The 17535-nt window shown below is 61.1% G+C and carries 17 protein-coding genes; 6 read left to right on the forward strand and 11 right to left on the reverse strand.

Annotated elements, in window-relative coordinates:
* Positions 1-4: 4 nt before the first annotated feature.
* The 6 genes from LF599_RS06010 to LF599_RS06035 are packed head-to-tail and all read left to right on the forward strand — an operon-like array spanning position 5 to position 6618.
* The gene (locus LF599_RS06010; RefSeq protein ID WP_279522645.1) at positions 5-2131 is read left to right on the forward strand and encodes a SulP family inorganic anion transporter; all 2127 of its coding nucleotides are present in this window, start codon (positions 5-7) and stop codon (positions 2129-2131) included.
* A gap of 20 nt (positions 2132-2151) precedes the next feature.
* Positions 2152-3369, forward strand: a complete 1218-nt coding sequence (locus LF599_RS06015) for a response regulator (RefSeq protein ID WP_279522646.1) — start codon at positions 2152-2154, stop codon at positions 3367-3369.
* Between the two features lie 21 nt (positions 3370-3390).
* Entirely contained in the window at positions 3391-5139 is a 1749-nt protein-coding gene (locus tag LF599_RS06020; RefSeq protein WP_279522647.1) for a sensor histidine kinase, read from the forward strand.
* A 1-nt stretch (position 5140) separates the two neighbouring features.
* Entirely contained in the window at positions 5141-5491 is a 351-nt protein-coding gene (locus tag LF599_RS06025; RefSeq protein ID WP_279522648.1) for a response regulator, read from the forward strand.
* A gap of 16 nt (positions 5492-5507) precedes the next feature.
* Complete coding sequence (locus LF599_RS06030) at positions 5508-6158, forward strand: sensor histidine kinase (RefSeq protein ID WP_279522649.1); 651 nt, start codon at positions 5508-5510, stop codon at positions 6156-6158.
* A 31-nt stretch (positions 6159-6189) separates the two neighbouring features.
* Positions 6190-6618 carry a response regulator gene (locus tag LF599_RS06035; protein WP_269941354.1) on the forward strand — a complete coding sequence of 143 codons (429 nt, stop codon included), beginning with the start codon at positions 6190-6192 and terminating at the stop codon, positions 6616-6618.
* 76 nt (positions 6619-6694) lie between these two features.
* Here the strand turns inward: LF599_RS06035 and LF599_RS06040 are convergent, their stop codons facing one another.
* The 11 genes from LF599_RS06040 to LF599_RS06090 form a co-directional block, all read right to left on the reverse strand.
* Positions 6695-7195 carry a GNAT family N-acetyltransferase gene (locus tag LF599_RS06040; protein WP_269941353.1) on the reverse strand — a complete coding sequence of 167 codons (501 nt, stop codon included), beginning with the start codon at positions 7193-7195 and terminating at the stop codon, positions 6695-6697.
* Positions 7195-9120: an ATP-binding cassette domain-containing protein gene (locus LF599_RS06045; protein WP_279522650.1), complete on the reverse strand. Its 1926-nt coding sequence runs from the start codon at positions 9118-9120 to the stop codon at positions 7195-7197. The genes LF599_RS06040 and LF599_RS06045 overlap by 1 nt, the downstream gene beginning before the upstream one ends.
* A gap of 62 nt (positions 9121-9182) precedes the next feature.
* Positions 9183-9833, reverse strand: coding sequence for a ribulose-phosphate 3-epimerase (gene rpe / locus LF599_RS06050; protein ID WP_279522651.1), 651 nt, complete (start codon positions 9831-9833; stop codon positions 9183-9185).
* Between the two features lie 80 nt (positions 9834-9913).
* A complete protein-coding gene (locus LF599_RS06055; protein WP_279522652.1) occupies positions 9914-10240 on the reverse strand; it encodes a hypothetical protein in 327 nt (108 codons plus the stop codon).
* A gap of 17 nt (positions 10241-10257) precedes the next feature.
* Positions 10258-10707, reverse strand: coding sequence for a siroheme decarboxylase subunit alpha (ahbA, locus tag LF599_RS06060; protein WP_279522653.1), 450 nt, complete (start codon positions 10705-10707; stop codon positions 10258-10260).
* Between the two features lie 283 nt (positions 10708-10990).
* A complete protein-coding gene (gene ahbD, locus LF599_RS06065; protein ID WP_279522654.1) occupies positions 10991-12142 on the reverse strand; it encodes a heme b synthase in 1152 nt (383 codons plus the stop codon).
* Position 12143: 1 nt separating this feature from the next.
* Complete coding sequence (hemB, locus tag LF599_RS06070; protein WP_279522655.1) at positions 12144-13124, reverse strand: porphobilinogen synthase; 981 nt, start codon at positions 13122-13124, stop codon at positions 12144-12146.
* 189 nt (positions 13125-13313) lie between these two features.
* Positions 13314-14507 (reverse strand): 12,18-didecarboxysiroheme deacetylase, encoded by a 1194-nt coding sequence (gene ahbC / locus LF599_RS06075; protein WP_269941348.1) that lies wholly within the window; start codon positions 14505-14507, stop codon positions 13314-13316.
* Between the two features lie 154 nt (positions 14508-14661).
* Positions 14662-15828: an OmpA family protein gene (locus tag LF599_RS06080; RefSeq protein ID WP_279522656.1), complete on the reverse strand. Its 1167-nt coding sequence runs from the start codon at positions 15826-15828 to the stop codon at positions 14662-14664.
* A gap of 103 nt (positions 15829-15931) precedes the next feature.
* Positions 15932-16267: a hypothetical protein gene (locus LF599_RS06085; RefSeq protein WP_279522657.1), complete on the reverse strand. Its 336-nt coding sequence runs from the start codon at positions 16265-16267 to the stop codon at positions 15932-15934.
* Between the two features lie 9 nt (positions 16268-16276).
* On the reverse strand, positions 16277-17491 hold the full coding sequence (locus tag LF599_RS06090; protein WP_279522658.1) for a YIP1 family protein: 1215 nt from the start codon (positions 17489-17491) through the stop codon (positions 16277-16279).
* Positions 17492-17535 lie beyond the last annotated feature (44 nt).

Genomic DNA, 17535 nt, shown 5'->3' on the forward strand with positions numbered 1-17535 from the left:
CTGAATGCTTTCACGGATAATCCCTTTCATCGGCTGGTTCAAAGGGTACAACATGGCGGCGCTCCGTGCCGACGCCATCGCGGGGCTGACCGTTGCCCTCGTGCTCATCCCCCAATCCATGGCCTATGCCCAGTTGGCGGGTATGCCTGCCTACTACGGCTTGTATGCGTCCTTTCTTCCCCCCCTGGTGGCGGCCCTGTTCGGCTCCAGCCGTCAATTGGCCACAGGGCCGGTGGCCGTGGTTTCGCTCATGACGGCTGCCTCCCTTGAGCCTTTGGCCACGGCAGGCAGCGAGGGATATATCGCCTACGCCATTTTGCTGGCCCTGATGGTCGGCATCTTCCAGCTCCTGCTCGGCGTGCTCAAGCTCGGCCTGGTGGTCAACTTCCTGTCCCACCCCGTGGTCAACGGTTTTACCAACGCCGCGGCCATCATCATCGCTTCTTCCCAGCTTTCCAAGATGTTCGGCGTTTATGTGGACAAGGCCGACCATCATTACGAGACCATCATCCGCGTGGTCGAGAGCGCGGTGCATTACACCCACTGGCCTACGCTGGCCATGGGAGCGCTCGCGTTCGGCATCATGATCGTGCTCAAACGCGTCAATCCGAAGATTCCCAACGTCCTCGTGGCGGTCGTGGTGACCACGGCCCTTTCCTGGGGACTGGGCTTCAATCACGACGCCAAGGCTCCGCTGGAGTCCATCCGCGTCCCCGCAGTCCACGAAGCCATCAACGGTTTCAACACCGCAGTGGCCGGGATCGATGATCTGGCCACGCAGCGCACCGCTCTGGGCAAGGCCATGAAGGAAGCCGAGAAGGGTGGGGACCCGGTCGGGATTCTCGACATCGAGCACGATCAGAGCGTGGTCAACGTCAAGATGGCCCGTCTCAAGCTCCAGGCTCACGAACTGCGCTCCGAGCTTCGGGAGACCCTGCTTACCGGGGTTGAACAGCCCGACGGCAGCCTGCTTTTCTTTGCCAAGGACGCGATCCCGGCGGGCATGACCTCCGACGGACGCACCTGGCGGGTCAAGGTAGGCAACGGCAGGCTCGACACCGCTGCCCTGAAGATGATGGGCGGCGGGGCGGTCGTCGGTTCGGTGCCTTCCGGCATCCCGGCCATCAGCGCGCCTTCCCTCGATTTCGAGGTCATGTTGCACCTGGTCCCGTTCGCGGCGATCATTTCCCTGCTCGGCTTCATGGAGGCTATCTCCATCGCCAAGGCCATGGCCGCCAAGACCGGACAGCGTCTCGACCCCAACCAGGAGCTCATCGGCCAGGGATTGGCCAACATCCTCGGCGCCTGCGGCAAGAGCTACCCGGCTTCGGGCTCCTTCTCGCGTTCGGCGGTCAACCTGCAAGCGGGCGCGGTCACCGGCATGTCCAGCGTGTTCACCTCGCTGATGGTCGTCATCGCTCTGCTTTTCTTCACCCCGTTACTCTACCATCTGCCCCAGGCCGTGCTGGCCGCAGTCATCATGATGGCCGTCATCGGGCTTATCAACGCTTCGGGTTTCATTCACGCCTGGAAGGCGCAGTGGTATGACGGGGCCATCTCCATCCTGTCCTTCCTCTGCACCCTGGCTTTCGCCCCGCATCTGGACAAGGGCATCATGGTCGGCGTGGTCCTGTCCCTGCTTGTCTTCCTGTACAAGTCCATGCGCCCCCGCGTCGCCACCCTGTCCCGTTCCGAGGACAAGTCCCTTCGCGACGCCACGGCCTTCGGCCTCAGGGAGTGTCGCCACATAGCCCTGGTCCGCTTCGACGGTCCGCTCTTCTTCGCCAACGCGAGCTTCCTTGAGGATCAGATCACCGAGCGGATGATGGGCAACGACAAACTTCGGCACATCATTATCGTGGCCAACGGCATCAACGACATGGACGCCTCTGGCGAGGAAGCCCTGTCGCTGATCGTGGACCGCGTCCGGTCCAGCGGTCTGGATATCTCCCTGTGCGGCGTGAACGAGTCGGTCATGGCCGTGCTGGAACGCACCCACCTGCTGGAGAAGATCGGCAAGGATCACGTCTACGCCACCATGGAGAACGCCATCTGCGCCACGCACGAGAGTGCGCACCAGGATGGTCAGGAAGATAACTGTCCTCTCACCACTGTTTGCCGCCTGGCCTAAGGCGAGAAAAGGGAGTCAATATGTCTGTCATTACCGTTTTCAACGGATTGTTCTGCGAGGCCGGAGTGGTGGTCAAGCGCGTCGTTGACGCCACGGACTGCCGCCTGGTCACCGATCAGGAGATCGTGGCCGACGCCTCCAAGCTGTCCGGCCTGGCCGAGGACCGCATCGCACGGGCCTTTCAGGCCAAGGCCTCGGTCTTCAACGCCTTCAGCCATGAAAAGGAGCAGGCCATCGCCTGGATGCGCCTGGCCGTGGCAAAGAGGCTGATCGACGGCGAGAATATCATCATTCCCGGGTTCGCTTCCCAGTTGCCCGATCCCGAGATCGGCCACATCCTCAAGGTTTGCCTCATTTCCGACATGAAGGCCCGCCTTGGCGTGGCCGAGCGTGAGGAGGGCTTCGCGGAGAAGCACGCCATGAAGCTCATCCGCAAGGACGACGAGGACCGCGCCGCCTGGGTCAAGGCACTGCGCGGCACCGACGACCCGTGGGCCGGCACCCTGTACGACCTGGTCCTGCCCGTGGCCGCCACAGGCGTTGAACGTTCCGCCGACCTCATCGTCGAGCAGCTCTCCAACGCCGTGGTCAAGGTCACGGACCGTTCCCGCGCAGCCGTGAAGGACTTCCTCTTGGCCGCTCGGGTCGAGACCGTGCTCGCAAGGGAGGGCCACAACGTCCTGGTGAGCGCAAGCAAGGGAACCATCACCCTGACCATCAACAAGCATGTGCTCCTGCTGGAGAAGCTGGAACGCGAGCTCAAGGGCATCGTCTCCGACGTGGAAGGCGTCCTGGCCGTGGAGTGTCAGGTGGGCAAGGGATTCCATCAGACCGACATCTATCGCAAGATGGACTTCGAAGTGCCTTCCAAGGTCCTGCTGGTGGACGACGAACGCGAGTTCGTCCAAACCCTGTCCGAGCGTTTGATGATGCGTGACATGGGGTCGGCCGTGGTCTACGATGGCGAGTCCGCCTTGAATCTGGTCCAAGAAGACGAACCCGAAGTCATGATCCTCGACCTGAAGATGCCCGGCATAGACGGCATCGAGGTCCTGCGTCGCGTAAAGCGTGAACATCCCGACATCGAGGTCATCATCCTGACCGGCCACGGTTCGGAGGACGATCGCAAGGTGTGCATGGAATTGGGCGCGTTCGCCTATCTGCACAAGCCCGTGAACATCGACGTCCTGAGCGAGACGCTCAAGGCGGCCAATGAAAAGATCCGGGCAGGAAAGTAACCGCTAAAGCCGGGTGGCGTCATGGCATTGTTCGAGAAGATACGACCGCAGTTCTGGGATACGGATGGCAACGGCGGAGCAGGCAAGAGCCTCTTCGATTACCGGCGCATCTGGCGCTTCGCCATCATTTTGCTGGCATTGGTGGCGCTCATCCCTCTGATGGTGATGGCCTTCATCGACTACAACGTCACCCGGCATTCCCTGGAGTCCGAGAACCTGCTTCGCGCGGCCAGGACCACCTCCAACACCCGGCGGTCCGTGGCCTACTTCCTGGAGGAGCGGTCCAAGGCTCTGGAGTTTCTGATTAAGAACCAGGGCATCGCGGCCTTGCGCGACGAGGATAACCTGGCCAAGGTCATGTCCTCCCTCCAACAGAGTTTCGGCGGGTTCGTGGATATCGGCGTGATCGACGCCAAGGGCCAGCAGATCGCCTACATTGGTCCGTATGACCTGCTCGGCCGCGATTACAGCGGCCAGGAAGGGTTTGCCACAACCATGACCCACGGCTCCTACATCAGCCGCGTTTTCCTCGGATTCCGCGACGAGCCGCATTTGGTCATTTCGCGCAAGGTCAGGGATGAACGGAACGGGCAGGACTACATGCTCCGGGCCACCCTGGACACGAACCAGTTCAATTCCATCCTGACTTCCCTGGATCTGCCGGGCGGCGGCGATGCCTTCGCGGTCGACCGCGACGGCATCATCCAGACCCCGTCCAAGCAGCACGGCGCATTGTTGACAAAGGTGGACCTGACCATTCCCGGCTATTCCGATAAGACCAGCGTGCAGCAGGTCCGGGACGGGAACGGCGAGGAGTACACGGTCGGTTACGCCTACGTTCACGACACCCCGTTCATCGTTCTCGTGGTCAAGCGCACCCGTGAGCTGATGAAGCCGTTGCAGACCATACGCATGGAGCTGCTCTGGATACTCATAACGAGTATCGTCGTGATCCTGCTGGTCATCGTGGGCGTAGCCACTTATATGGTCAACAAGATCTACATCGCGGATCAGACCCGGGCGCGCACCCTGCATCGCATGGAGCACACCAACCGCATGGCTTCCATCGGACGGCTGGCGGCGGGTGTGGCCCACGAGATCAACAATCCGCTGGCCATCATCAACGAGAAGGCCGGATTGATCCGCGACCTGTTCGTCTACAGGCAGGAGTACGCCAACGACGATCGGCTGCTCGGGAATATCGATTCCATCCTCAGTTCCGTGGCCCGGTGCGGCAAGATCACCAAGCGGCTGCTCAGCTTCGCCCGGCATATCGACGTGGAGATGGATGAGATCGAGTTCAACGATTTGGCCAATGAGGTCATCGATTTCCTGCGCAAGGAAGCCGAGTACCGTTCCATCTCCATCGAGATGGACGTGCCGGCAAACCTGCCTCCGTTCATCTCCGACCGGGGCAAGTTGCAGCAGATTTTTCTCAATCTGGTAAATAACGCCTTTCAGGCCATGAGCGATGGCGGTCATCTGTATATTTCCGCCAGGGAAACGGCCTGCGACCATCTGATTTTTGTGGTGGAGGACGACGGGTGCGGCATTCCTCAGTCCGACATCAAGCGCATTTTCGATCCGTTCTTCTCCACGAAGAAGAAGTCCGGGGGCACGGGGCTCGGCCTGTCCATCACCTACGGTCTGGTCCAGGAACTGGGGGGGACCATGACTGTCGAGAGCGAGGTGGGCAAGGGCACGACTTTCACCATAGTCATGCCTCTCAAGGGGGCCAAGCCCGAAGACAACAGGAAAGACAAGGCATAGTATGAAAGTACTTTTGGTAGACGACGAAGTGGAACTGGTTTCCGCCATGGCCGAGCGGCTCGGATTCCGCGGCCTGGAAGCGGACTGGACGGACAACGGTGAAACGGCCTTGGAGATGGCCGACGCCAATGATTATGACGTGGCTGTTCTGGATATGAAAATGCCCAGGCTGAGCGGCCTGGATCTTATGGAGCGAATGGCCGCCAAGCATCCGGACATGAAGTTCATTTTTTTGTCCGGTCACGGCTCCGAATCGGATTTCAAGGCGGGCTGCGCGGCGGGCTGTAATTATCTTATCAAGCCCATCCAGCTCGAAGACCTCGTCGCCCTGATCCAAAAGGCGACGGAGTAAGGACAAAGGAGTGACCATGAGCCAGACCCTCTGCGAGACCCGCGACGGGTTGCGTTTCTTCGGGCGTGTCAGCGCATCCGTATCCCATGAGATCAAGAATGTGTTCGCCGTCATCAACGAGGCGGCCGGTTTGATCGAGGATTTCACGCTCATGGCCGAGCGCGGTATGCCCCTCCGGCCGGAGCGGCTGAAGAGCGCGGCCAACTCCATCCAGGGACAGATACAGCGAGGCGACGCCATCGTCAAAAACATGAATGCGTTCGCGCACTCCACCGACGAGGATGTTCGTGAGCTTGATCTGGTCGAGGCCCTGAACCTGGCTGTGGCCCTGACCTCCCGTTTTGCCGATATGCGGCAGATCAAGCTGTCCATGGGCGACTGTGAGCCCGTGTCCATGGCCGCGTGTCCCTTTGATCTGACGCGGCTGCTGCACTCCTCCTTCGCGGCGGCCTTTGACTCCATGAAACCGGGCGACTCGCTGATTGCCGCTGTCGCGCCCGTTGAAGGCGGCGCATCGTTCTCCCTTTCCGTACCCGGAAAGGATGCGCCGCTGAGGAATGACGAACCGTTCGCCGATCTGGCCCGGGCCATGGGCGTTCGTGTCGAGGTGAACGAAAGGACCGGGGCCAGTGAATTGCGGCTTGCCGCTACGGGCGCTCCCGCGTAAGACAACTTCATACCTGATCGGAGAAGTAAAAATGGCAGAAAAAGTACTGCTTATCGATGATGAAGTGGAATTCCTCGAAGCTCTGTCCGAGCGGATGGAGATCCGGGGCATGGATGTGACCACGGCCGAAAATGCCGACAACGCCGTCAACGCGATCAAATCGGGCGACTACGACGCCATAGTGCTGGACCTTCAGATGCCGGACATGAACGGCATCGAGATGCTCAAGGTCATCAAGAAGGGCAACCCGGACATGCAGGTCATCCTGCTCACCGGCCAGGCCACTCTTGAAGCGGGCATTCAGGCCATGAAGCTCGGAGCCATGGACTTCATGGAGAAGCCCGCGGACATCGACGCCCTGACCGACAAGATCAAGAAGGCTCAGGCCAAGAAGATGGTCATCGTGGAAAAGAAGACCGAGAAGAAGGTCAACGAGATTCTCAAGTCCAAGGGGTGGTAGCCTCTCGGGCGGACAGCAAAAAAAGGCTGCCGGGATTCTTCCCGGCAGCCTTTTCGTTTTTTCGAGGAGCGGTCTGTCAGTCCTCCAGCTCCAGGGTCATGGCGTGCCATACGGCTCCGCCGTGGGAGGAGCTGGACAATCCGTCGTCCGCGAAGCCGAAACGGGCGTAGTAGGGGACGAGCGGTTCCTTGCAGAGCAGCTTGATCGCGGCCTTGCCGAGGTCGCGAGCGTGTCCGATGAAGTTGGCAAGAAGTTTTCCGGCGATGCCTCGCCGCTGGAAATCAGGGTGCACGGAGAGCGAGAAGATGACCAGGTTGCGGCCTTCCGGATCGTGCCCGATGAGCTGCTTGAATTCCTCGTCCGTGATGTCGTCTTTATTGGTGGAGCCGGAGTTTACCTGGCCGACCACCCGGCCTTCGCATTCGGCCACCAGGAATCCGTCCGGGTATTGCTCTATGCGGTTGCGCAGGCTGCTGGCCCATGCGGCTTCGGAGGGCGGGAAACAGTTGGCCTCGATGGTGTGACAGGCGGTCAGATCGTCCATGTCCGCGTGGCGGATGGTCAGGGCTTTCAGCATCAGTCCAGCTCCACGCCCTCAAGGGCGGTTTCGAGTTTTTCCCAAGTCTCATAGGCGATTTCAAGATCCGACTCAAGGGATTCCAGGCGTTGTTGATCCTTGGCCATCATTTCACCGGAATTCTTGTAATAATCGGCCGATGACATGCGTTTCTGCAACTCGCTGAGCTCGGACTCCAGCCTCTCGATGAGAGCGGGCATTTCCTTGAGCCTGTCCCGTTTTTTCCCGAGTTCGAACTTTTCCTTGTAGCTCAGTTTTCGCTTGGACGACCTTGGCTTTTCCACGGGGGCGGCCTTGCAGCTTTTTGCCGGAGCCGGAGCTTCCTCCGGACGCTGGCGGAGCCAGTCGTCATATCCGCCCACATACTCGGCCACCAGGCCGTTCCCCTCGAAGCCGATGGTCGAAGTGACCACGTTGTTCAGGAATTCCCGGTCGTGGCTGACCAGCAGCAGGGTGCCTGAATAGTCCATGAGCAACTCTTCCAGAAGGTCCAGGGTCTCGGCGTCAAGATCGTTGGTGGGTTCGTCCATGACGAGGACATTGAAGGGCCGGGTGAACAGCCGGGCCAGAAGCAGCCGGTTGCGCTCCCCGCCGGAGAGCACGCCCACAGGAACCTTGGAACGGTCCGGGGTGAACAGGAAATTCTTGAGGTGGGTCATGACGTGGACGCGGTTGCCGTTGATGTCCACGAAGTCGTTGCCTTCGGCCACGTTGTATCGGGCGGAGCGGGTCTCGTCGAGCTGCTCCCGAAGCTGGTCGAAGTAGCTGACTTGCAGGTTGACCCCGTGACGGATCGAGCCGGATTGCGGTTTCAGCTCGCCGAGCAGTATCTTGAGCAGGGTGGTCTTGCCCGCGCCGTTCGGTCCGATGAAGCCGACCTTGTCGCCGCGCATGATCGTGGCGGAGAAATTCGAGATAAGCGGAACGTCGTCGTAGCCGAAGCACAGGTCCTTGGCCTCTATGACCAGCTTGCCCGTGCGCTCCGCGTCCTGGACGGTCATCTTGACCGAGCCGACGCGCTCCCGCCGAGTCTTGCGCTCCTCGCGCATTTTCAGGAGGTCGCGCACCCGGCCCATGTTCCTGGTGCGGCGGGCCTTGATGCCCTGCCTGATCCAGGTCTCCTCCTCGGCCAGCTTGCGGTCGAAGTTGTGGTTCTGCTTGGCCTCGGCCGACAGGGCGTCGTCCTTGCGTTGCAGATAGGTCTCGTAGTCGCATTCCCAACTCGTCAGCCGTCCCCGGTCAAGTTCCACGATGCGAGTGGCCAGACGGCGCAGGAAGGCGCGGTCGTGGGTGACGAAGAGCAGGGCCGTATTCCGCCGCAGAAGGAAGTCTTCCAGCCAGGCGATGGAATCTATGTCCAGATGGTTGGTGGGCTCGTCCAGGATGAGCAGGTCCGGAGTGGAGACCAGGGCGCGCGCCAGGAGCACGCGGCGTTTGGTTCCGCCTGACAGGGAGGCGAACAGCTCGTCTCCGTCGAGCTTGAGGTGGGAGAGCGCCGCTTCGATGGTCTGGTGGTGCGGCCATCCCCCGGCGTCTTCCAAGGCTAGCTGGGCGCGTTCCAGACGGTCCACAAGGGCTTGGTCCGGTTCCGGTGAATCGGCCATGGCGCGGGCGGCGTCATGATAGGCTGCCAGGTGCGCGCCCACATCGCCGAGCCCCTGGGCCGTGATGTTGTAGACCGTGCCCGCCAGCTCCTGCGGCACTTCCTGGGGAAGCATGGCCACTCGGGAACCGCGCGCATAGTCGATCGAGCCGGAATCCGGCTGGGTCACGCCTTCGATGATGGACAGGAGCGTGGATTTGCCTTCGCCGTTGCGTCCGCGCAGGCAGACGCGTTCCCCAGGCTCGATCTGCATGGACACCTTGTCCAGCAGCACCGTTCCCGTGAAATTGATGGAAATATCTCGTAAACTGACCAGGGCCATGATGTCGCTCGAATAAAAAAAAAGGGGCTGCCGGACAGCCCCCTGTGAGAAAGTTGCCTTTGTTACTTGCAGGCGTCCTGGAACGCCTTGTGCCGTTCGCCGTAGGGCGGGTGCTTGAAGAACGCCGAACCGGATACGAGAACGTCCACACCAGCCTGGGTCAGTTCGCGCGCGTTGTCCAGGGTCACGCCGCCATCGATCTGGATCAGGGTGTCGGCTCCGGCCCCGTCGATCAGGGCTTTGAGGTCGCGGACCTTGTCCAGGCAGAAGGGGATGAACTTTTGGCCGCCGAAGCCCGGGTTCACGGACATGAGCAGGACCATGTGGAGTTGCGGCAGAAGGTAGCGGATGCTCTCGGGCGGAGTGTGCGGATTGAGGGCCACGGCGGGCTTGGCCCCGGCCTCGGTGATCTGGGCGCAGACCCGCTCCAGGTGGGTACATGCCTCGGCATGGACGCAGATCAGGTCGGCCCCGGCGTCGGCGAAGTCGCCGATGTACCGGCCAGGGTCGTTTATCATCAAGTGGCAGTCGAAGAAGAGATTCGACTTGGCGCGCATGGCCTTGATGATCGGCGGGCCAAAGGTGATGTTGGGCACGAACATGCCGTCCATGACGTCCAGATGGACCCATTCAAGACCTGCTGCTTCCAGGGCTTTCAGTTCGGATTCCATGTTGGCGAAATCCGAAGAGAGCATGGAGGGGGAAAGAATCATTCGCGTCACTCCGCTTGGTGTTTTTGCTGGCAAAGGTGTACCCGCTCGCGGGCGGGACCGCAAGGTTTTCCGGGGCGCGGTCAGGGTTGGTCGGCGATCAGCCGTTCGGCTGTGTAGCCGAGCAGTCCGCCGAGGATCAGGGCAAAGCCGAGGACCTGGAGCACGCCGAGTGCATTCCCGGGGTGGAGCAGGATGCCGAGCGGCAGAGACGTGAGAATGGCGATGAACATGCCGGTTGCCCAGCTTTCGAGCGGCATACGGGCGTAGGCGATGATGATGCCCAGTCCCAGCCAGTGGAGCAGCACGGCCGCCACGGCCTGCCAGTCGGAGTCCAGGAAGACCATGGGGATGGCGTTCAGGATGCCGGCGGCCAGCCCGAGCAGCAAAATCTTGTACAACTTGTGCATGGCCCCTCCATCTTCCCTTACTTGTCCATCTTGAAGTCGACTTTGATCTTGAACAGCTTGTCCGCAGGAAGGTTGAGAACCTTGATGCCCGTGGCTTCGGTGATGGAGGCGAGGATCGCCTCGACCGCGTCCATGTCCGGCGCGATCAGCGCGAACCAGACATTGAATTCGTTCTCGCGCAGGTAGTTGTGCGTCACTCCGTCGTGCTTGTTCACCTCGGCCACGAACTGGTCGAGTTTTTCCTCGGGCACGCTCGCCGCGCACAGTGTGGATTGCCAGCCCAGCGCCTTGGAGGTGAAGTTCGCTCCCATGCGCCGGATCAGACCGGACTCCTTCATGGCCCGTATCCGCTGGAGCACCTCGGCTTCCGGCAGGCCCACCTGTTTGCCGACCTCTTCGTAAGGCCGGGACGCCAGGGGGAAGTGGGACTGGATGATGTCGAGTATCTGCTTGTCGTATGCGTCCATGGGGTATGCCTCCGGCGGCCAGAGGGGAAACTTTTGAAAAAGTTTTCCCTCTGGACTCCCTTTCAAAACTTTTTATCGCGCCTTCGGCGGGTGCGTCGGTGCGCGGCCAATTCTCTTTCAAAAAATAGCTTCAGGTCAAGCTGTCCGACCTGACTTCCCAGCCCGTCCCTGCGAAGCGATATAAAAAGTTTAGGAAAAGGGAGAGATGGGAGTCCGAGGTAGGGAGGGAAGAACCCTTTACAAAGGGTTTTCCTCTCCCTTCCCCCGGCCGCCGGAGGCGCGGTTACGCCTTCGGCTTTTTTTTCGGGATGTAGGAGCACAGAGGCTCCTCTTTCAGGTAGTGGCCCTTCATGGTCTGGGCGCGGGCGCGGCAGCCGCCGCAGACCCTTTCGTATTCGCAGTGGCCGCACTTGCCGTCATAGACATCGGGATTGCGCAGGTTGAGAAACTCCGGGGAGCTTTTCCATATCTCCGGGAAGGGGATTTCGCGGACGTTGCCGCAGTCCAGCTCCAGATAGCCGCAGGGCTGGACCTGTCCCCGGTGGGAGATGAAGCAGAAACCGACGCCGCCGAGACAGCCGCGCGAGACCGCGTCCAGGCCGAAGTTCTCGAAGGTGACGGGGATGCCGTCCTCCTTGGCCCGCTGGCGCAGGATGCGGTGATAGTGGGGCGCGCAGGTGGCCTTGAGCTGCATGTCCGTGGTCTTGCGGAAGTCGTAGAACCAGTTGAGCACATCCTCGTATTCCTCGGCGGTGATGATCTCGGTGCCGAGTTCCACGGCCCGGCCCGTGGGCACGAGCAGGAAGATGTGCCAGGCGGAAGCGCCGATCCGCTCGCAGAGATGGAAGATGTCCTTGAACAGATGGAGGTTGTTCTTGGTCACCGTGGTGTTGATCTGGAACTCGATGCCCGCGTCCTTGAGATACTGGATGCCGCGCATGGAGGCGTCAAAGGCCCCGACCTCGCCGCGGAACTCGTCGTGCTGGACGGATTCGGGAGCGTCGATGGAGATGGAGCAACGTTCGATGCCCGCCGCCTTCATCTTCTGCGCGGTCTCGGGGGTGATGAGCGTGCCGTTGGGGGCCATGACGCAGCGCAATCCCTTGCTCTTGGCGTAGGCGATCAGTTCATAGACGTCGGCTCGCATCATGGGCTCGCCGCCGGTGAAGATGATGATCGGGGAGCCAACGTCCGGGAAGGTGTCGATGAGCGCCTTGGCCTCGTCGGTGGACAGTTCGCCCTCGTAGGGCTCGGGGTGCGCCTCGGCTCGGCAGTGCTTGCAGGCGAGGTTGCAGGACCGGGTCACTTCCCAGGCGATCAGGCGGCAGATGGGCGTGACGCCGTCGTCGAGGTACTTCTTGGGCGCATGTTCCGCGCCGGGGTGCATCTTGCCGTGGGGGTGGCCGCCGGGATGGCCTTTGGGATGTTCGCTCATATTATTTCAATACCTTGAGTACGTCTTCGGTGAAGTAGGTGATTATCATGTCGGCCCCTGCGCGCTTGAAGGCGACCAGGGATTCCATGACCACGGCCTGTTCGTCGATCCATCCGTTGAGGGCGGCGGCCTTGATCTGCGAGTATTCGCCGCTGACCTGGTAAACGGCCACCGGGGTGTCGAAATTGTCGCGCACCTGCCGGACTATGTCGAGATAGGGCAGGCCCGGCTTGACCATGAGAATGTCCGCGCCTTCCTCGAAGTCGGCCACGGCCTCGCGCATGGCCTCGCGTCCGTTGGGCGGGTCCATCTGGTAGGTCTTGCGGTCGCCGAACTGCGGCGCGGACTCGGCGGCGTCGCGGAAGGGACCGTAGAATGCGGAGGCGTATTTGACCGCGTAGGACATGATCGGGACGTTGACCAGCCCCTCTTCGTCCAGGGCGGCGCGGATGGCGGCCACGCGGCCGTCCATCATGTCCGAGGGAGCGACCATGTCGGCCCCGGCCTTGGCCTGGGCCACAGCGGCCCGGGCGAGGAGGTTGAGGGTCGGGTCGTTTTGGACGTATTCGTTCTTCACCAGCCCGCAGTGGCCATGGGAAGTGTATTCGCACAGGCAGGTGTCGGCGATGACGATGAGCTCGGGCCAGCGGTCCTTGAGGAGCCGGATGGCCTGCTGGACGATGCCGTTGTCGTCGTATGCGCCGGAGCCGGTTTCGTCCTTGGCGGCGGGGATGCCGAAGAGGATGCACGCCTTGAGGCCTAGGGCCACGGCGGAGGCCACCTGTTTTTCCAACTCCTTGAGGGAGAGCTGGTACTGGCCGGGCATGGAGGCGATTTCCTTGCGGAAGTTCGCATCCTCGGTTTCGACCACGAAATAGGGCATGATAAGGTCGTTGGCGGTGACCGTATTTTCGCGGACCATCTCGCGCAGGGCGAGGGAGGTCCTCAGGCGGCGGCCGCGGTGGAAATCAGCAGGTATCATAGTTACTCCGGACAAGCGTTTTCAAATTGAATTTGAAGATTTCTATACGCTTTTTCAGCGGGCTCGCAAACATGTGCAAAGAGCGGAAGCCGCAGGGCCTGCATGGCTGTTCGCGGCGGAAAATCAGGAAGGGCGGCCGGGGGAATCTCTTTTGAGGAGTTCCCCGGGCCGCCCTGGACTTCGTGTTATTTACAGCTTTTCGCCGGTGATTTCTTCGTCGGTGAGGTAGCAGGCGGGGTCCTGGGCCCAGAAGTCGCCGTAGTAGGCTTCGGCGCGGGCGCGGAAGTTGCCGCCGCAGATGTTCAGGAACCGGCAGCCTGCGCAGCGTCCGCCCACATGGGGACGCTTGTCCTTGAGCTTGTTGAGCAGCTCGATCTTCGGATCGGTCCAGATCTCGGAGAAAGGACGCTCCAGGACGTTGCCGAAGGTGTGGTGGCGCATGAACTGGTCGGCGTGGACTTTGCCGTCCCACGAGATGCAGCCGATGCCGCGTCCGGAGGAGTTGCCCTCGTTCCACTTGAGCAGTTCGAGCACTTCCTTGGCGCGTTCCGGGTCTTCCTTGAGCAGGCGGTAGTAGACCAGGGGACCGTCGGCGTGGTTGTCCACGGTGAGGACTTCCTTGGGCAGTCCCTTGTCGAACAGGGCGCGGGTGCGGTCCATGATGAGGTTGACTACGTCGCGGGTTTCCTGGTGGTTCAGGTCCTCGTTGATAAGCTCGGAACCCCGGCCGGAATAGACCAGGTGGTAGAAACAGATGCGCGGGATGTCCATCTGCTCGATGAGGTCGAACAGGTGGGGAATCTCCACGGCGTTGCGCTTGTTGATGGTGAAGCGGAGGCCGACCTTGAGGCCTTCGGCCTTGCAGTTCTCGACGCCCTTGAGGGCCTGCTTGTAGGCGCCCCGGACGCCGCGGAACTTGTCGTGAACGTCCTCGTTGCCGTCGATGGAGATGCCCACATAGGACAGACCGACTTCCTTGAGCTCGCGGGCCTTGGTCTTGGTGATGAGCGTGCCGTTGGTGGAGATCACCGCGCGCATTCCCTTGGACGTGGCGTATTTGGCCAGGTCCACCAGGTCCTCGCGGACCAGGGGCTCACCGCCGGAGAACAGCATGACCGGCGCGCCGAACTGGGCCAGATCGTCGATCATCTCCTTGGCCTGATCCGTGGAAATGGGATCCTTGTGGCCGCTCGGGTCCACGGCCTGGGCGTAACAGTGTACACATTTGAGGTTGCACCGCTGGGTCATGTTCCAGACCACGACGGGCTTTTTGTCCTTGGAAAATTGAAGCAAATGGGACGGGAGCTGCCCGGATTCGCGGTTGTAACGCAGGGCGTCGGAAGCTTCAACGGCGCCGCAGTACAGTTTGGAAATGCCTATCATTAATATACCTCTCAGGTGAAATGAAGGTCTCTCAGGTAGCACACAAAATGCGCGGTGTAAAAGACGAAAAAAGAGGCCGGGATTGGCCCCTTGTTTCATTTGGCAAAGCGAAGGTAATAACTGTTGCTAAAAAGTCAAGAGCGTATTGCGTAGTCTAATCGGCGAATCTGATCTCAACCCTTCGGTTTCGTTGCTGATCCTTGGCTGTCGTGCCGGATGTCAGTGGGCGCGATTTGCCGAAGCCGACGGCTTCGATGCGTTCGGGAGCCACATTCCACTTGTTCACCAGGTATGCCTTGACCGCTTCGGCTCGTTGCCGGGAAAGGGTCAGATTGTACTGGATGGAACCTGCTGCGTCTGTGTGGCCGCCCACCAAGATCTTGCGTCCCGCGTAATCGGGCGATTTCAACGTCTCGCCCAAGGCGTCGAGCACGGCGTTGGATTCCGGCTTGACCGTGGCCTTGTCGAAGTCGAATTGGATGTTCAGGTCAAGGCCCGCGACCTCGGGCCTGGGGGTGCCGTCTTCGTCGGCCTCGGACTTGGCTCCGGGAATTGCCGACCCCGCGTCGGGCCGGGCGGCCGCGCCGGTCGTCGAGGATTGTTCGGGCGGAAGGTTTTCGCCCTGCGCGTCCTGAGCGGAGTCCGGCATGAGGCTGCTCTTCACCGCCTCCGGGGTGGAGGCGTAGGGGTAGTTCGCGTTGGGATCGGGCAGCCACGCCTTGAGAGGAGTGGCCATATCCTTGGCGATGGAGCGGATAATCATGTTGAACGGACTGTCGCTCATGCGGGTTTCATGGACGAAATAGACATAGTCGTCCGGGTTCCGCTGCTCTATGCGTCCGGACTGGAGCATGGTCCACAGCAGGGTGCCGCTGCCCGCGGCATAGATGTTCACCTGGATGGTCACGGCCGAGTCGTCGAGCGTGGTCCCGTCGTAGAAATAGGGGACGCTGCCGAGGACAAGCAGGTCCGCCCCCCGCCGGCGGGCTGTCTCCAGGGCTGAGGAAAGTCCCTGATAGCCGTAGCCGGGGGCCAGCTCCATGGTCGAGAACAACCGCTCCTCTGTCCAGGCATTGAAGAATATCCGGGTGAAGGAGGCGGACAGGGCCGCGTGGTCCGAGTTCTCCTGCTGGATGACGAAGGGGTGGAAATAGGCGGTCAGTGGCGTGTACTGCTTGCCCCTGGGGTGTATGGAGACCTGAAGCGCCGATTTCCTGACGGGCGCGTCCGTGTAGATTTTGGTCTGGTCCGTCAGGGACAAGTCCACGTGAGAGCACGCGGAGACAATCAGCAACATGCTGAAAAGAAGTGTTTTTTTCATATCATTCACCGGCTGATGGTTGAAGCCGCCCGGTATGTCCCGCCGGAATTGCGACGGAGCCGGAATCCTCGGCGGGATCAAAGCAATATGTATGCCGGTGAATCTATTGGAGGGTCTGGGTGGGCGAGGGGGCGGATTCGATGGATTCCAGGAGCTGTTCGCGCGATTCCTGGAGCCCCTGCCGGAGGAGCAGTTTCTTGCCGGTGGAGAGCTTTCGGAACTCGGGCCGGTCGGCCAGTTCCGAAAGCCGCTCCATCTCGACGATGATGCTGCGGATGAGTTTGTGGATGTCGCGCTCTCTGGGGTTGAGCTGGGAGGCCAGCAAGGCCAGATCGCGTATCTCGATGGCCAGGCGCTTGAAGTTGCGTGGATCGGTCTGGCGAGCCAGTTTGCGGTGGGCCTTGGCGGTCTCGATTTTGCGCTTGAACCATCCGATCATAAGCTTTCCTTAAATGGTCGCCACCTGGCCCTGAAGCATGAGCAGGGCCATAATCATGCCCAGGAGCAGGGGCAGCAAAAGAACCGGGATGATCTTGCTGTAGCTGGTCCTGTGGATGTGCTTGAGGCCGATGGCGGTGAGGACCAGCCCCCACACGGCATAAAGGAACATCCAGCCCGCCATGAATCCCACGGAAAACATGGGAATGATGCCGGTCATCATGGGCGCGTAGGCATAGGCCACGGCTCTGAATGAACCCTCGAAGCCCTTGTCGCCCGCTTTGAGCACGCTGAGAATGGCGTGGTAGAAGCCGGAGATGACGAACAGGGACAGGGCCACGAAAGCCGGGGTGAGCAAAAGTTCGAACAATCCGTTGGTGGCGTCGTAGGGCACGGCCTGCAACCCCTGGCCGGAAACGTCCACACCGGGCGTCAGCCCGACAACGCCCCAGGCGTACTGGGCCACGGTCTGGATCATGGAGACCAGGATGGCGAAGGTCAGGGGCTTGGACAGTCCGTTGCCCACGGGCATGACCGAGAAGAACAGGCGCGGCGAGAGCAGGACCAGCTTGAGGGTCAGGAAGAGGCCGTGGAAAAAGCCGTAGCGGTCCAACTGCTCGAAGGGCGGCGGCACCTGCATGGACATTCCGTCCTCATCCTCGCTCATGAATTCTTCCTGCATGGGGTCCGGGAAGTCCTCGTTGAATTCTCCGGTCCAGCCGGGAACGGGTTCCTGCTCCTGGTTGTGTTCCTCCGCGTCGTAACGGTGGTCGTCGCCGGGTTCGTCCCGTACGGTGCGGCCCTTGTCGGGCGGAGTCATGGTATGCAGCCGCTGCCACAGGGCGTCGTTGGAATCGTCGTTGGAATCGTCGTCGGGGTCGGGCAGGTTGGGGAAGGCTTTTTCATGCTCCCTGTCGGCCGCCGTGGGGCGGGGCGACGCTTCGTGGTTGGGAACGCCGTTGTCTTCAGGCGCTTGTTTGGCCTGGGGCATGGGTTCGGGAGCCTGGCTGACCGCCGGTTCGGGTGCGGCGGGCGGCTCTGGGGCGGCGGAAGGTTCATGGGGAGCGGCCGGTTCGGATTCCTCCAGGAGAAACTCCTCTTCCGGCAGGTCGCGGAATTTGAACTTTGTCTGGCATTTGGGACAGGTCGCCACCTGCGAGCGGGCGGGAATCCTGTTCTCGTCCACCTCTCGGGTGAACCTGCATTCGGGACATGTTATTTGCATTGTCGTTCCTTGAAGGACGTGTATTTCACGATGTACGCTCTATA

The sequence above is a fragment of the Pseudodesulfovibrio thermohalotolerans genome (assembly GCF_021353295.2).
Lineage (GTDB): Bacteria > Desulfobacterota > Desulfovibrionia > Desulfovibrionales > Desulfovibrionaceae > Pseudodesulfovibrio > Pseudodesulfovibrio thermohalotolerans.

Coding starts and splice junctions, on each gene's coding strand:
- LF599_RS06080 (WP_279522656.1), bottom strand. CDS start 15,828: ATGAAAAAAACACTTCTTTTCAGCATGTTGCTGATTGTCTCCGCGTGC.
- LF599_RS06020 (WP_279522647.1), top strand. CDS start 3,391: ATGGCATTGTTCGAGAAGATACGACCGCAGTTCTGGGATACGGATGGC.
- LF599_RS06025 (WP_279522648.1), top strand. CDS start 5,141: ATGAAAGTACTTTTGGTAGACGACGAAGTGGAACTGGTTTCCGCCATG.
- LF599_RS06015 (WP_279522646.1), top strand. CDS start 2,152: ATGTCTGTCATTACCGTTTTCAACGGATTGTTCTGCGAGGCCGGAGTG.
- LF599_RS06055 (WP_279522652.1), bottom strand. CDS start 10,240: ATGCACAAGTTGTACAAGATTTTGCTGCTCGGGCTGGCCGCCGGCATC.
- LF599_RS06090 (WP_279522658.1), bottom strand. CDS start 17,491: ATGCAAATAACATGTCCCGAATGCAGGTTCACCCGAGAGGTGGACGAG.
- ahbA (WP_279522653.1), bottom strand. CDS start 10,707: ATGGACGCATACGACAAGCAGATACTCGACATCATCCAGTCCCACTTC.
- ahbD (WP_279522654.1), bottom strand. CDS start 12,142: ATGAGCGAACATCCCAAAGGCCATCCCGGCGGCCACCCCCACGGCAAG.
- hemB (WP_279522655.1), bottom strand. CDS start 13,124: ATGATACCTGCTGATTTCCACCGCGGCCGCCGCCTGAGGACCTCCCTC.
- LF599_RS06030 (WP_279522649.1), top strand. CDS start 5,508: ATGAGCCAGACCCTCTGCGAGACCCGCGACGGGTTGCGTTTCTTCGGG.
- LF599_RS06085 (WP_279522657.1), bottom strand. CDS start 16,267: ATGATCGGATGGTTCAAGCGCAAAATCGAGACCGCCAAGGCCCACCGC.
- LF599_RS06035 (WP_269941354.1), top strand. CDS start 6,190: ATGGCAGAAAAAGTACTGCTTATCGATGATGAAGTGGAATTCCTCGAA.
- rpe (WP_279522651.1), bottom strand. CDS start 9,833: ATGATTCTTTCCCCCTCCATGCTCTCTTCGGATTTCGCCAACATGGAA.
- LF599_RS06045 (WP_279522650.1), bottom strand. CDS start 9,120: ATGGCCCTGGTCAGTTTACGAGATATTTCCATCAATTTCACGGGAACG.
- ahbC (WP_269941348.1), bottom strand. CDS start 14,507: ATGATAGGCATTTCCAAACTGTACTGCGGCGCCGTTGAAGCTTCCGAC.
- LF599_RS06010 (WP_279522645.1), top strand. CDS start 5: ATGCTTTCACGGATAATCCCTTTCATCGGCTGGTTCAAAGGGTACAAC.
- LF599_RS06040 (WP_269941353.1), bottom strand. CDS start 7,195: ATGCTGAAAGCCCTGACCATCCGCCACGCGGACATGGACGATCTGACC.